The following is a 14,328-nucleotide window of genomic DNA, read 5'->3' on the forward strand; positions in this document are numbered from 1 at the left end:
GATGAATGAAATCCTGGAACCCGGCATGATCGTGCGCCACCCCGGCGCACCCGAATGGGGCACCGGCCAGGTGCAATCGCGCGTCGGCGACCGCATCACCGTGAATTTCACCCATGCGGGCAAGCAGGTGGTGGATGGCAGGCATATCATTCTTATTCTCCTTCCGCCGCTATCGTCCCAATCGACAACCTCCTGAGGCTAGGGTTGCCGAGGCTGGATATCAGTTCTTCTTGGTCAGATAGTCGAAAATGGATTCAGCAACGCCGAGCCTTACATTCCTGACGAGACAAGCATTCTTGGCACCACACCTAAATCCAACCCTGAACCGCCTGGCAATATTACCCTCATATGCCGCACCTTGCAGCGCGGTGACAGAGCCGACCAAAGCTGCCGACGAGACCGCAGCACTGGCGGCCATAGTCCCCAAGACACCGCTTCCCCCGTCGATGAAACCAATGGGTTTGGATGTCACAGGACCGGATTTGTCAGCCGGATTGTCGAGAAAGATCTCCTTGACCCCTCCAAAGTCGTAGCGCCGGCCATCAACAGAGAACCCGTTGGAATATATTTTGAATTCCTTGGTCTTTCCAGAAGTAAACAGATATATCGCGAGAAGCGTCAAGCCGAAAGTTATGGGGTAGAACAGGACGACGTTTTCAGTCCCGCCTGCCGTCACAAACAAGAGAGAGATGACAAGCCAAAACGGCAGAACAAGGACAATCCTTGCGATCCAGCCCATTCCGGCGGTCTTATAAGAGACGCTCATCGAGCCGTCGCCATTCCTCACCTCGGCGAACCCACGGTCGATCTTTGCCGGCGCTTCAGTCATTCGTTATACCCTGCTTTCTATACTTCCTTGAATCGCAAATTGCTTTTGCATCATACTGATCCAATCGCGATCTCCCGCATATGCGGCCATCATTAAAACTGTGTTGCCGGCCGCAACTGCTCGCAGCCGGGCTCTCTGCAAGGGTCAGTGCAGAGTAATTGAACTTTTCCGGCTGTCAATCGCCCCTGAGTTGCCGGGCGGTGCGGCAGTTGCAATGTTCACCGCACCCGCCTAGACACGGAACCAGACGCAACCAGGCAGGGTTCCAGGCCGCAGAGATGACGCCAGAGACGTCCTATTTCACCACAGGCCTGGCCACAGACGAGGCCGACCTTCTGGCCGCGCAGCGCCTGCGCTATCGCGTCTTCGTCGAGGAACTGGGCGGCGACGGCCCGCTGGTCGATCACGTGAACCGCTTCGAGCGGGATGAGTTCGACCCGGTGGTGGATCACCTGGTGCTGGTGGACCACCGCCGCTCGCGCGAGGCATTGGACCATGTGGTCGGCGTCTATCGCCTGTTGCCGGGCGACCGGGCCGAGGCCTTCGGCCGCTTCTATTGCGACAGCGAATACGACCTGGCGCCGCTGCGCGCCTCGGGGCGGTCGCTGCTGGAACTGGGCCGGTCCTGCGTCGATCCGGCCTATCGCGGCGGCTCGGGCATGTTCCTGATGTGGAATGCGCTGGCCGATTACGTGCTGGCGCGCGGGATCGAGATCCTGTTCGGCGTCGCCTCGTTCCACGGCACGGATGTGGAGGCGCTGGCCCAGCCGCTCAGCTGGCTGCACCATCACCACCTGGCGCCCGAGGCGATCCGGCCCCGCGCCCGGCCCGACGGCTATCGTCGCATGGATCTGATCACGCCCCAAGAGCTGGACCGCCGCGCCGCCATGGCTGGCATGCCGGCGCTGATCAAGGCCTATCTGCGGCTGGGCGGCATGGTCGGCGAGGGCGCCTGGCTGGACCGCGCCTTCAACACCACCGATGTCTTCCTGATGGTCGATACCCAGGCCATGTCGGCCAAGCATCGCAAGTTCTACGAGGCCCGGCAGGGGCAATGAGCCAGGGCAACCGCGCCACCTGGCGGGACGAGATCGCGCCGCCGGCCATTCCGCGTCCCGGCGCGCTCGGCTGGCTGCTGGTGCTGCTGCGCGGCGGCGGCATCGTGCTGGTGCTGGCGCTCGGCGTGCTGCTGATCCTGCCGCTGCGCCTGGCCGAGCGGCTGCTCACCGGCCCGCGCCGGCCCCTGACCGGCCCCTGGGTGCAGGGCGTCTGCCGCATCTGCCTGTGGATCATGGGCCTGCGCTGGCGCTGCGTCGGCCGGCCGATGCGCAGCCCCGGCGCGGTGGTGGCGAATCATTCCAGCTGGCTCGACATCTTCGTGCTGAATGCGGCGATGCCGGTGTTCTTCGTCTCGAAATCCGAGGTGGCGGGCTGGCCGGGCATCAATATCCTGACCCGCGTCACCGACACGCATTTCGTCGCCCGCGACCCCCGGCTCGCCCGCGCCCAGGCCGAGGAATTCGCCGCCCGCACCCGCGCCGGCCACCGCCTGCTGTTTTTCCCCGAGGGCACCAGCAGCGACGGACGCCGCGTGCTGCCCTTCAAGCCCACGCTGTTCCAGGGCTTCCTCGACCCGGCCCTGCCCGAGGGGCTGGCGATCCAGCCGATGAGCGCCGCCTATCGCGCGCCCAAGGGCCGCGACCCGCGCTTCTACGGCTGGTGGGGCGACATGGACCTGGGGCCGCATCTTCTGGCGGTGCTGGCGCAATATCCGCAAGGCTCGGTGACAGTGCGGCTGCACGCGCCGATCCCGGTGGCGGAAGAAACCCGCAAGACGCTGGCCGCCAAGGCCGAGGCCTCCGTCCGCGAAGGGTTCGCGGCAGGTTGAACTCTGCCGCATAGCCGGCGCGCGCGCCGCCTGTGACGAGGCCGGCGGGGTATTTGCATGACGGAAAGAACCTGGCGCAGGGCCTCATGCTTTCCGTTTTGCAAATACCCCTGCGGCGGCGACACAGGTCCAGCCGGATCCAGATATTTCAAAGCGGCCAGAACAGCGGAATCGTCAGGCAGGCGACGATGCCGCAGATGATGTCCAGAGGCACCCCGACCTTGACGAAATCGCTGAACCTGTAGCCGCCGGGGCCATAGACCATCAGATGCGTCTGATAGCCGATGGGGGTGGCGAAGGCCACCGTGGCCGCGAACATCACCGCCACGACATAGGCGCGCGGATCGTGGCCCAGCGATTTTGCCAGGGCGATGGCCACTGGCGTCAACAGCACTGCGACGGCATTGTTCGACAGCACCTCGGTCATGACGAGGCCGAGGAAATAGACCGCGATCAGCGTGGCAAAGGGCGGCAGGCCGGCAAGATAGGGCGCCACCGCCTCCACCACCAGGTCGACGGTCCCGGTATGCTCCAGCGCCTCGCCCACCGCCAGCATGGCGAAGATCATCGCCAGGAGCCGGGCATCGACAAAGGAGAAGGCCTCTTCGGCATCCACGCAGCGGGTGATCAGGATGATCGCCGCCGCCATGAAGGCCAGCGCCATGATCGGCGCCACGTCCAGTGCCGCCAGCGTGACCACCGACAGCAGGCACAGGATCGCGATCGGCGCCTTGGAGCGGCGAAACGGCCGGGCCGAGGGGCGCGAGACATCGACCAGTTCCATGTCGGCGGCCAGCCGGGCGATATCCTCGGGCGCGCCTTCCAGCAGCAGCGTGTCGCCGACCTGCACCACCAGGTCGTCGAGCTGGCGGCCGATGTTCTGGCTGCGGCGATGTGCGGCCAGCACGTAGACGCCATAGCGCCGCCGCAGGCGCATGTCGCCCAGCCGCCGCCCGACCAGCCGCGCGCCGGGCGAGATCAGCACCTCGACCGTGTCGGTGGCGACCGAGCTGAGCTTGTCGACCATCTGGAAATTTTTGTTGGCCTGCATCTCCAGCAGATCGGCCATTTCCGAGCGCAGCACCACGCGGTCGCCCGGTTCCAGCACCACCTCCGCCAGGTTGCGGCGCAATGAGGCATCACCGCGCAGCACGTCGATCACCCGCACTGCCTCGCGCTTGAAGATCGGCGCCGTCAGCACCGGCTGGCCGGCCAGGCTGGAATCCTCGGGGATGGCGACCTCGGTGAAATATTTCATCTCGCGCCGGGTACCCAGGAAGCCGGCCAGCGAGGTGCGGTTGGGCAGCAGGTGCTTGCCCAGAAGCGCGAAATAGACGATGCCGGCCAGCGTGATGGCGATGCCGACAGGCGCGATCTCGAAGATGGTAAAGGGCACCATGCCCTGCTCGCGCGCCACGCCGTCGACCAGCAGGTTGGTCGAGGTGCCGATCAGCGTCATCATGCCGCCCAGGATGGTGAAATAGCTCAGCGGCATCAAGAGCTTGGAAGGCGAGAACCCCAGCCGCAGCGCCAGCTGGATGAAGATCGGGATCATCACCGCCACCACCGGCGTATTGTTCATGATTGCCGAGGCCAGGATCACGAACAGGAACAGGGCGCCGATGGTGAAACGCGGATGGCTGGTCGCGCGCAGGGTGACGAGGCGCGACATCATCTCCAAGGCACCGGTGCGCAGAAGCCCGCCCATGATCAGGAACATGAAGGCGATGGTCCAGGGCGCGGCGTTCGACAGTACCCCGGCCGCATCCTTGATCGGCAAGAGGCCCAGAAGCATCATCACCGCGGCAGTGCCGATGGCGACGACTTCGGGCGGGTGCTTTTCACGGACGAACTCGATGAACATGATGGTCACGATGATCAGCATCGCCACCGCCGCATTGGTTCCGGTCAGTTCAAAGCCCAGCATGCAATCCTGTCCCGTGCGCCGTTAAATCACGGCCCTTTCGATGGGTAATAGAATTATTTTCCCCGCCGCCGCAAGCAAAAGCGCGGGGCGCGCGCGCCCATCAGGCGGGAAGCTGCGTGGCGCCCAGCCTGCCGCCCTGGCGCAGCGGCTGCACCGCGACCGCCTTGCCCGTGCGGTCCTCGGTGGTGACCAGCACGCCCGACAGCGTCGCCTCGCCCTCGGCCGGGGTGAAGCGTTCCGAGGCCATGCCGGTCAGGAAGCGGCGCAGCGGTTCGGCCTTTTCCATGCCGATCACGCTGTCGTAGTCGCCGCACATGCCGGCATCGGTCTGGTATGCGGTGCCGCGGTTCAGGATCATCGTGTCGGCGGTCGGCACATGGGTATGGGTGCCCACGACCAGGCTGGCGCGGCCGTCGCACCAATGGCCCATGGCCATCTTTTCGCTGGTGGCCTCGGCATGGATGTCCACGACCGACGCCTGCACCAGCCCGCCCAGCGGATGCGCGCGCAAAACCGCGTCGATGGCCGAGAAGGGATCGTCGAAGGGCCGCTTCATGAAGACCTGGCCCAGCACCTGCGCGACCAGCACCTTACGGCCGCGCGTCGCCTCGAAGACCCGCGCGCCATGGCCGGGCGCGACCTTGGAATAGTTCAGCGGCCGGATAATGCGCGGCTCGGTCTCGATGAAGGACAGCATTTCCTTCTGGTCGAAGGCATGGTCGCCCAGGGTGATGCAATCGGCGCCGGCTTCCAGGATCAGCTTGGCATGGCCGCCGGTCAGCCCCATGCCGCCCGAGGCGTTTTCGCCGTTCACCACGGTGAAATCGACGCCCAGCCGTTCCTTGAGAGGGCCGAGCCCTTCCGCAATCGCGCGCCGGCCGGCGCGGCCCATCACATCGCCAAGATAGAGAATCCGCATGGGACAGCGTTAGGCGAAAGCCGGGGCACGCTCAAGCCCCGGCGGTGGCAGGAGGGCTCTTACCCCAGCCATGCGCCGAAGGCCGCGCCTGCCAGCGCGACGACGGCGCCCAGCGCCATGCCCGCGGCAAGGCCCGGACGCCGGCGCGGCTCGGGCGGCGGCGGCGGTTCGCGCAGCAGCTCGGGCATGCGGCGCTCCAGGTATTCCGGCAGAAGCGGCGCAAAGCGGCCCAGCACCTGCGCCGCCCGCGTCAGGTCGCGCACCGCCGCATGGGGCCCCAGATTGTCGCGGATATAGCTTTCCACCACCGGCTTGGCGACCTCCCACATGTTGATCTGCGGATCGAGCGAGCGTGCCACGCCCTCGACCACGACCATGGTGCGCTGCAGCAGGATCAGCTCGGTCCGGGTCGCCATGCCGAAGCGTTCGGTCACTTCGAACAGATAGGCCAGCAGGTTCGCCATCGAGATGCGGCTGGCATCGGCACCGAAGATCGGCTCGCCCACGGCGCGCAGGGCGCGGGCGAATTCCTTGATGTCACGGTCGCGCGGCACGTAGCCCGCCTCGAAATGCACCCGCGCGACGCGCTCGTAGTCGCGGCGGATGAAGCCCATCAGGATCTCGGCATAGACGTGGCGGGTATATTCGTCGATCTCGCCCATGATGCCAAAGTCATAGACGATGATGTCGCCGTTCCTGGCCACCTTCAGGTTGCCCTGGTGCATGTCGGCGTGGAAATAGCCGTCGCGCAGCGCATGGCGCAGGAAAAGCTGCAACACCCGCGCGCCAAGCGTCGGCAGGTCATGTCCGGCCGCCCGCAGCGCCGCGACATCGCCCATCGGCACGCCTTCGGCCCAGTCGGTCGTCAGCACGCGCCGGGCGCTGAGGTGCCAATAGGGGGCGGGCACCGCCATCCCCTCGTCGCCCGCGGTGTTCTCGGCAAATTCCGAGGCCGAGGCGGCTTCCAGCCGCAAATCCAGCTCTCCGGTCACCACCGATTCGAAATGGGCGACCACGTCGCGCGGCCTCAGCCGGCGGGTCGATGGCGACAGCCGCTCGATCATGCCGGCGGCGAAATGGAAGGCGTCGATGTCGCGGCGGAAAGCGGCTTCGATGCCGGGGCGCAGCACCTTGACCGCGACCTCGCGGCCGTTGTCGATGCGCCGCGCGCGGTGCACCTGCGCGATCGAGGCCGCCGCCACCGGTTCGGAAAACTCGCTGAACAGCGTCTCGACCGGCCGGCCCAGCTCGGCGGCGACGGTACGGCGGGCCTGGTCTTGCGCAAAGGGTGCCAGCCGGTCCTGGAGCATGGAAAGCTGGTCGGCCAGTTCCACCCCCACCACATCGGGCCGGGTCGACAGGATCTGGCCGAATTTCACGTAAGCCGGCCCCAGCGCGGTGATGGCGCGGGTGACGGGCGGCAGCGCCGGGTCGCCCTTGTAGCCGAGCCAGGCGAAGGGCCAGCCCAGGATGCGGGCGGCGACGCGGATGCCCGCGGGCGCGTTCGCGGCGTCCAGCGCGACCTTCATTGCGCCCGTGCGCTCGAAGGTGGCGCCGGTGCGGATCAGGCGCCAGATGTTGTGGGGGCCGCGCATCGTTACAGCTTCCAGCCCGAATGCAGCGCCGCGATGCCCATGGACAGGTTGCGCCATTGCACGCGGCCGAAGCCCGCCTCGCGGATCATCGCGGCAAAGGTTTCCTGGTCGGGGAACTTGCGGATCGATTCGACCAGGTACTGGTAGCTGTCGCGGTCGTTGGCGACGATCTGGCCCATCACCGGGATCACGTTGAAGCTGTAGCGGTCATAGAGCCATTGCAGCATCGGCACCGGCATCTGGCTGAACTCCAGCACCATCAGCCGGCCGCCGGGACGCAGCACGCGCCGCGCTTCGGCCAGGGCATCGGGGATGCGGGTAACGTTGCGGATACCGAAGCTGATCGTGTAGCGGTCGAAGCTGTTGTCGGCAAAGGGCAGTTGCATCGCATCGCCCGTGACCCAGGCGAGATGCCCGGCCAGCTTGTCGGCCTCGGCGCGCTTGCGGCCCTCGACCAGCATCGACTCGGTCATGTCGCAGACGGTGACGCGGGCGCCCGGCGCGCGCTCCAGAAAGCGAAAGGCGATGTCGCCGGTGCCGCCCGCCACGTCCAGCAGATGCTGGCCGTCGCGCGGCGCCAGCCAGTCCATCATCGCGGTCTTCCAGAGGCGGTGGATACCGCCGCTCATCAGGTCGTTCATCACGTCATAGCGCGAGGCCACGCGCGAGAAGACGCCATGGACCAGCCCGGCCTTGTCCGTCTCGGCCACGGTGCGAAAGCCGAAATGGGTTTCCTTTGGCTCGTCAGGGGTCATGTCGCTTGTCCATCCGTCGTTTCGCGCCCAGATAGTCCGAAAGCGCGCCGCGCGCCATAGCAAGGCCGCGGCGGCACCATGCGACGAACGGGAAGAAAATGCCAGAACTGCCAGAGGTCGAAACCGTCCGGCGCGGCCTTGAGCCGCATCTTGAAGGCCGCGTGATCGCCCGCGCCGAAGCCCGCCGTCCCGACCTGCGCTGGCCGCTGCCGCCCGACCTGGTGCAGGTGCTGACCGGCGCGCGGGTCGTCGCCTTGCGGCGGCGCTCGAAATACATCCTGGCCGAGCTGGAGCATCGCGGCAGTCTGCTTTTGCACCTGGGCATGTCGGGCCGGATGCTGATCGAGGACGAATCACAGGGCGCGTTTCACCGCGACCCGGCCATCCTGCCGCGCCACGACCATGTGGTCTTCTGGACCGACCGGGGCACCCGCATCACCTTCAACGACGCGCGGCGATTCGGCATGGTCGACCTGGTGGCGCCGGGCGCGACCCATCCGCTGCTGGCGCATCTGGGGCCCGAGCCGCTGTCGGACGCCTTTACCCCCGAGGCGCTGGCGGCCGCCCTGGCCGGGCGGCGCATGCCCATCAAGGCGGCGCTGCTCGATCAGCGGATCGTGGCCGGGCTGGGCAATATCTACGTCTCCGAGGCGCTCTATCGCGCCGGCATCGACCCGCGCCGCCTGGCCGGGACGGTCTCGGCACCCGAGACGGCGGCGCTGGTCGGCCATATCCGCGCCGTGCTGGAGGAGGCGATCGCCGCCGGGGGGTCATCCTTGCGCGACCACCGGCAGGCGACGGGCGAGCTGGGCTATTTCCAGCACGCCTTCCGCGTCTATGGCCGCGAGGGCGCCCCCTGCCCGGCACCGGGCTGCGCCGGCGTGGTGCAGCGCATCGTGCAATCGGGCCGGTCGAGCTTTTTCTGCCCGCTCTGCCAGCAGTGAAGCGGCCTTCGGCCGCTGCCTCCGGCGGGGATATTTGGGCAAGAAAGAAGCGGCGCTGGCCTTGGCCTCGCGCTTTTGTTACGAGTCGCGGTCAACTTGCTTGCGAAAGGCGAAGAGTCGATGGCTTACCAGACCCTCACCGTCGAGATCGACGATTATGTGGCGCTGATCCGGCTGAACCGGCCCGAGGCGCTGAATGCCCTGAACGCGCAGCTTCTGGGCGAGTTGGGCGATGCGCTGGCCGAGGCAGACCGGAACGAGAAGGTGCGCTGCATCGTCCTGACCGGCAGCGAGAAAGCCTTTGCCGCCGGGGCCGACATCAAGGAAATGGCCGGCAAGAGCTTTGTCGACGTCTATACCGACGACCTGTTCGGCGCCGAGATCGACCGCATCACCGCCACGCGCAAGCCGATCATCGCCGCCGTGTCGGGCTATGCGCTGGGGGGCGGGTGCGAACTGGCCATGGCCTGCGACTTCATCCTCTGCGCAGACAATGCCAAGTTCGGCCAGCCGGAGATCAACCTGGGCGTCATCGCCGGCATCGGCGGCACCCAGCGGCTGACCCGTTTCGTCGGCAAGTCCAAGGCGATGGAGATGCATTTGACCGGCCGGTTCATGGATGCGGCCGAGGCCGAGCGTTCCGGGCTGGTCAGCCGCGTCGTGCCGGCCGCGAAGCTGATCCCCGAGGCGCTGGCCGCGGCCCGCAAGATCGCCGAGAAGGGCCAGATCGCCGTCATGGCCGCCAAGGAGGCGGTGAACCGCGCCTATGAGACCACGCTGCGCGAGGGCATCCTGTTCGAGCGCCGCAGCTTCCAGGCGCTGTTCGCGACCGAGGACCAGAAGGAGGGCATGGCCGCCTTTTTGGAAAAGCGCGAGCCGCAGTTCCGCGACCGCTGATTTGGCGCTTGGCATCAAGGCCGGTCCGCTGTATAGGGCCGGGCTACATGCGCGTGGGCCCGCTTAAGGCAAGAATCATGACCGTCCGTTTTCGCGGACGGCGCCATGGGCTTTGCGCGACCGAGACATGAAGAACAGATAGGACCGCACCCATGGCCAATACGCCCCAGTCGAAGAAACGCGCCCGCCAGATCGAGCGCCGCACCGCCGTCAACAAGGCCCGCCGCTCGCGCATCCGCACCTTCCTGCGCAAGGTCGAGGAAGCCATCGCCGGCGGCAATGCCGAAATCGCCCGCGAGGCGCTGAAGAACGCCCAGCCCGAACTGATGCGCGGCGTGACCAAGGGCGTCATCCACAAGAATACCGCCGCGCGCAAGATGTCGCGCCTCGCGGCCCGCGTTAAGGCCCTGGGCACCGCCTGAGCCGCTGCGGCATTTTCGCAACTATCGGTGGAATACGCCAGGGGCGCGCTCTATCCAGGCGCGCCCTTCCGCATAAGGAAACCGTGGTTTTTTCCCGGTTTTACAGCAATTTCCGCAAGGGCGTCATCTTGCCGTCACGTTGCGAGATTCGATCAGGCAAAGTGACTGTCAAGCGCGAAGATCGGTTGCTGGCCGGGCGGGGTTCTTGCTAGCTTGTTCCCTGCGATTCACCGTCGCGCCTGGGGGACATGCCCTGAACCGTCGGCCGTGCCGCCGACAGGCAGGGTGGCAGCAGGATCGGACAAGATCCGCTACCGATGAAGCGCAAGCCGGCTGCCACCGGCCTGTGCCGCGTGTCTGCAAGTTTCGGCCGCAAGATGGCCCATGCGTCGCCTTGGCGGCGGGGTCTTCTTGTTGCCGAAACGTATTGCGTTCAGGCCGTGACGTCCGAATCGCCTCACGCCGGAAAATGCCGGCGGCATGTGGGGACAAGAGACGGAACTGGGCGAGATGGACAGACTTTGGGGGCAGGCGCGTGAAGAACTTCAGAAGATCGTCGGAGCCGACAGTTTCTCGACCTGGATCGAGCCCCTGCGCCTGACCGGCGTCGAGGACGGCACCGCCACCATCGCCTGCCCGACCCGTTTCCTGTCCGACTGGGTCTCGCGCCATTACAGCGACGACATCCTGAAGGTTCTGGACCGCATGGGCGGCCCCGTGCAGCGCCTGAGCTTCGAGACCCGCAGCCAGACCGCCCGCCAGGTTGCGGCCCCCGCCGTCAAGTGCCCCGCCCCCCGTCCCGCCGGCGAGGAGGAGCTGGCCGCGCCGCTCGACAGCCGCTTCACCTTCGAGAACTTCGTCGTCGGCAAGCCCAACGAGCTGGCCCATGCCGCCGCCCGCCGCGTGGCCGAGGGCGGTCCCGTCACCTTCAACCCGCTTTTCCTTTACGGCGGCGTCGGCCTGGGCAAGACCCACCTGATGCATGCCATCGCCCGCGAGATCCAGATCCGCCAGCCCGAGGCGCGGGTGCTTTACCTGTCGGCCGAGCAGTTCATGTATCGCTTTGTCCAGGCGCTGCGCGACCGCACGGTGATGGATTTCAAGGAACTGTTCCGCACCGTTTCGGTGCTGATGGTCGACGACGTGCAGTTCATCGCCGGCAAGGATTCCACGCAGGAGGAATTCTTCCACACCTTCAACACCCTGGTGGACCAGGGCAAGCAGATCGTCATCTCGGCCGACCGCGCGCCGGGCGAGATCAAGGACATGGAGGAGCGCATCAAGTCGCGCCTGCAATGCGGCCTGGTCGTGGATCTGCACCCGACCGATTACGAGCTGCGCCTGGGCATCCTGCAAAGCAAGACCGACAGTTTCCGCGCCCAGTATCCCGGCTTGCAGATCGCGCCGGGCGTGCTGGAATTCCTGGCCCATCGCATCACCTCGAACGTCCGGGTACTGGAGGGCGCGCTGCAGCGGCTTTTCGCCTTTGCCAGCCTGATGGGGCGCGAGATCACGCTGGACATGACCCAGGAATGCCTGGCCGACATTCTGCGCGCCAACGACCGCAAGGTCTCGATCGAGGAGATCCAGCGCAAGGTTGCCGAGCATTACAACATCCGCCTGGCCGACATGATCGGGCCCAAGCGGGTGCGCACCGTTGCCCGGCCGCGGCAGATCGCCATGTACCTGTCCAAGCAGATGACCTCGCGCAGCCTGCCCGAGATCGGGCGCCGCTTCGGCGGGCGCGACCATACCACCATCATGCATGGCGTGAAGAAGATCGAGGAGCTGCGCAGCGCCGACCGCAGCCTGGCCGAGGATATCGACCTGCTGCGCCGCCTGCTGGAGGCGTGAACGCATCCGCTTGACCTTGCGCGGGATTGTGCCACATTGGCGCCCCGCGTCGCCGGGTGCGGGAGAGGCCAGAACGACATAAGGGTTGACCATGAAATTTTCGATCGAACGTGCCGATCTGGTGAAGGCCGTTTCCCAGGCCCAGTCCGTCGTCGAACGCCGCAACACCATTCCGATCCTGGCCAATGTGCTGATCGAAGCCACGCCCGAAGGCGTCAGCTTCCGCGCCACCGACCTGGATACCGAGATCGTGGACCGCGCCGCGGCGCAGGTCGAGCGGCCCGGCGCCACCACCGTCTCGGCCGGGATGCTCAACGACATCGCCCGCAAGCTGCCGGACGGCGCGCTGGTGCAGCTTAGCCTGGATGCCGCCTCGGGACGGCTTTCGGTGCAGGCGGGACGGTCGAACTTCAGCCTGGCGACGCTGCCGCGCGAGGATTTCCCGGTCATGTCCTCGTCGGAATACAGCGCGAATTTCTCGGCCCCCGCGGCGGTTCTGCGCCGGCTGTTCGACAAGTCGAAATTCGCCATCTCGAACGAGGAGACCCGCTATTACCTGAACGGCGTCTACATGCATGTCGCGCAGGCCGAGGACGGGCCCAGCCTGCGCTGCGTCGCGACCGACGGCCACCGGCTGGCCCGGATCGACGCGCCGCTGCCCATGGGCGCCGAGGACATGCCGGGGGTGATCGTGCCGCGCAAGACCGTGGCCGAGCTGCGCAAGCTGCTGGACGACGACGAGGCCGAGATCGCCGTCTCGGTCAGCGAGACCAAGGTGCGCTTCGCCACGCCCACCATCACGCTGACCTCGAAGGTGATCGACGGCACCTTCCCGGATTATTCCCGCGTGATCCCCGCAGGCAACGCGCGCAAGCTGGAAGTCGATGCCGGCGATTTCGCCAAGGCGGTGGACCGGGTGGCCACCGTCAGCAGCGAACGTTCGCGCGCCGTCAAGCTGTCCCTGGACGAGGACCGGCTGGTGCTGTCGGTGAATGCCCCCGACGCCGGCGCGGCGGACGAGGAACTGCCGGTCGCCTATGCCGACGAGCCGCTGGAGATCGGCTTCAACGCCAAATACCTGCACGAGATCGCCAGCCAGATCGAGCGCGAGAACGCGGTGTTCCTGTTCAACGGCTCGGGCGACGCGGCGCTGATCCGCGAGGGCGGCGACACCAGCGCGGTCTATGTCGTCATGCCGATGCGCGTGTGACGCTGACCCGGCTGCACCTGACCCAGTTCCGCAGCTGGGCCAGGCTGGAGATCGAGGCCGACCGCCGCCCCGTCGCCATCCATGGCCCGAACGGGGCGGGCAAGACCAATATCCTGGAAGCCATCTCGATGCTCTCGCCCGGGCGGGGCATGCGCGGCGCCGCGCCCGGCGACCAGGCCCGCAAGGGGCCGGATGTCGGCTGGCAGATCCGCGCCCGGATCGGCGAACAGGAGGTCGCGACCCGCGCCCTGCCCGGCCAGCCGCGCGAGGTGGTGATCGACGACAAGCCCGCGACCCAGCTGGCGCTTGGCCGGCTGATGCGGGTGATCTGGCTGACCCCCGCCATGGACCGGCTGTGGACCGATGCGCCCGAACAGCGGCGGCGTTTCCTGGACCGGATCACGCTCAGCTTCGCGCCGGGCCATGCCGAGGATGCGCTGGCCTATGACAAGGCCATGCGCGAGCGCAACCGGCTGCTGCGCGACGAGGTGCGCGACGCCGGCTGGTATCGCGCGCTGGAGACGCAGATGGCCGAGGCGGGCGCGGCGCTGACGCGCAACCGGCTGGAGGCCATCGCCCGGATCATGGCGGCGCAGGATGGGGCCGGGACCACCTTTCCCTCGGCCAGCCTGGCCCTGCTGCCGGGCGAAGGCGCGGCCGACGACCCCGACGCACCGAGCATCGCCGCCCGCCTGGCCGAGGGGCGCAACCGCGACATGGCGGCCGGCCGCACGCTGAACGGCCCGCATCGCGCCGATCTGGGCGCGCATTGGGGGCCGCAGGCCATGCCCGCCGCGCTATCCTCGACCGGCGAGCAAAAGGCGCTGCTGCTGTCGCTGATCCTGGCCAATGCCCGCGCGCTGGAGGGTGAAAGCCCGGTGCTGCTGCTGGACGAAGTCGCGGCGCATCTGGATGCCGACCGCCGCGCAGCACTTTACGACGAGATCTGCGCTCTCGATGCGCAAGCCTGGCTGACCGGGACCGGGCCGGAGCTGTTCGAGGCGCTGCGCGGCCGGGCACAGACCCTTGCGGTCGCGCGCGAGGGCGACATGTCGCTGCTGATCGGGGACGGCATGTGAGGGGCCGGA

General features: G+C 67.0%; 14 protein-coding genes. 9 read left to right on the forward strand and 5 right to left on the reverse strand.

From position 1 onward, the window contains the following. Position 1: 1 nt before the first annotated feature. On the forward strand, positions 2–196 hold the full coding sequence (locus tag ESD82_RS06820; protein WP_024843480.1) for a DUF3553 domain-containing protein: 195 nt from the start codon (positions 2–4) through the stop codon (positions 194–196). Between the two features lie 24 nt (positions 197–220). Here the strand turns inward: ESD82_RS06820 and ESD82_RS06825 are convergent, their stop codons facing one another. Next, positions 221–829, reverse strand: a complete 609-nt coding sequence (locus ESD82_RS06825; RefSeq protein ID WP_147428704.1) for a hypothetical protein — start codon at positions 827–829, stop codon at positions 221–223. Positions 830–1,107: 278 nt separating this feature from the next. On the opposite strand from ESD82_RS06825, the gene ESD82_RS06830 reads away from it, so the two are divergent. Continuing rightward, positions 1,108–1,887, forward strand: a complete 780-nt coding sequence (locus ESD82_RS06830; protein ID WP_024843478.1) for a GNAT family N-acetyltransferase — start codon at positions 1,108–1,110, stop codon at positions 1,885–1,887. Beyond that, a complete protein-coding gene (locus tag ESD82_RS06835; RefSeq protein WP_147428703.1) occupies positions 1,884–2,717 on the forward strand; it encodes a lysophospholipid acyltransferase family protein in 834 nt (277 codons plus the stop codon). Before ESD82_RS06830 ends, ESD82_RS06835 begins: the two co-directional genes overlap by 4 nt. 148 nt (positions 2,718–2,865) lie before the next feature. Here the strand turns inward: ESD82_RS06835 and ESD82_RS06840 are convergent, their stop codons facing one another. From ESD82_RS06840 to ubiE, 4 genes are all read right to left on the reverse strand, one after another. Beyond that, positions 2,866–4,644: an SLC13 family permease gene (locus ESD82_RS06840; protein ID WP_147428702.1), complete on the reverse strand. Its 1,779-nt coding sequence runs from the start codon at positions 4,642–4,644 to the stop codon at positions 2,866–2,868. 100 nt (positions 4,645–4,744) lie between these two features. Continuing rightward, positions 4,745–5,563 carry a TIGR00282 family metallophosphoesterase gene (locus ESD82_RS06845; RefSeq protein ID WP_024843475.1) on the reverse strand — a complete coding sequence of 273 codons (819 nt, stop codon included), beginning with the start codon at positions 5,561–5,563 and terminating at the stop codon, positions 4,745–4,747. 59 nt (positions 5,564–5,622) lie between these two features. Continuing rightward, positions 5,623–7,158, reverse strand: coding sequence for a 2-polyprenylphenol 6-hydroxylase (ubiB, locus tag ESD82_RS06850; protein ID WP_147428701.1), 1,536 nt, complete (start codon positions 7,156–7,158; stop codon positions 5,623–5,625). A gap of 2 nt (positions 7,159–7,160) precedes the next feature. Then, complete coding sequence (gene ubiE / locus ESD82_RS06855; RefSeq protein ID WP_024843473.1) at positions 7,161–7,913, reverse strand: bifunctional demethylmenaquinone methyltransferase/2-methoxy-6-polyprenyl-1,4-benzoquinol methylase UbiE; 753 nt, start codon at positions 7,911–7,913, stop codon at positions 7,161–7,163. Positions 7,914–8,011: 98 nt separating this feature from the next. Here ubiE and mutM point away from each other — a divergent pair, with 98 nt between their 5' ends. The 6 genes from mutM to recF all read left to right on the forward strand — a co-directional run bounded on the left by mutM (position 8,012) and on the right by recF (position 14,319). Further along, positions 8,012–8,857, forward strand: coding sequence for a bifunctional DNA-formamidopyrimidine glycosylase/DNA-(apurinic or apyrimidinic site) lyase (mutM, locus tag ESD82_RS06860; RefSeq protein WP_147428700.1), 846 nt, complete (start codon positions 8,012–8,014; stop codon positions 8,855–8,857). A 120-nt stretch (positions 8,858–8,977) separates the two neighbouring features. Then, positions 8,978–9,754, forward strand: coding sequence for an enoyl-CoA hydratase (locus tag ESD82_RS06865; protein WP_024843471.1), 777 nt, complete (start codon positions 8,978–8,980; stop codon positions 9,752–9,754). A 152-nt stretch (positions 9,755–9,906) separates the two neighbouring features. Next, complete coding sequence (gene rpsT / locus ESD82_RS06870) at positions 9,907–10,176, forward strand: 30S ribosomal protein S20 (RefSeq protein WP_024843470.1); 270 nt, start codon at positions 9,907–9,909, stop codon at positions 10,174–10,176. A 510-nt stretch (positions 10,177–10,686) separates the two neighbouring features. Beyond that, the gene (dnaA, locus tag ESD82_RS06875; RefSeq protein WP_147428699.1) at positions 10,687–12,030 is read left to right on the forward strand and encodes a chromosomal replication initiator protein DnaA; all 1,344 of its coding nucleotides are present in this window, start codon (positions 10,687–10,689) and stop codon (positions 12,028–12,030) included. 91 nt (positions 12,031–12,121) lie between these two features. Then, a complete protein-coding gene (dnaN, locus tag ESD82_RS06880; RefSeq protein WP_024843468.1) occupies positions 12,122–13,240 on the forward strand; it encodes a DNA polymerase III subunit beta in 1,119 nt (372 codons plus the stop codon). Then, positions 13,237–14,319, forward strand: a complete 1,083-nt coding sequence (gene recF, locus ESD82_RS06885) for a DNA replication/repair protein RecF (protein WP_147428698.1) — start codon at positions 13,237–13,239, stop codon at positions 14,317–14,319. The genes dnaN and recF overlap by 4 nt, the downstream gene beginning before the upstream one ends. Positions 14,320–14,328: the final 9 nt, after the last annotated feature.

The sequence above is a fragment of the Paracoccus pantotrophus genome (assembly GCF_008824185.1).
Taxonomy (GTDB): Bacteria; Pseudomonadota; Alphaproteobacteria; order Rhodobacterales; family Rhodobacteraceae; genus Paracoccus; species Paracoccus pantotrophus.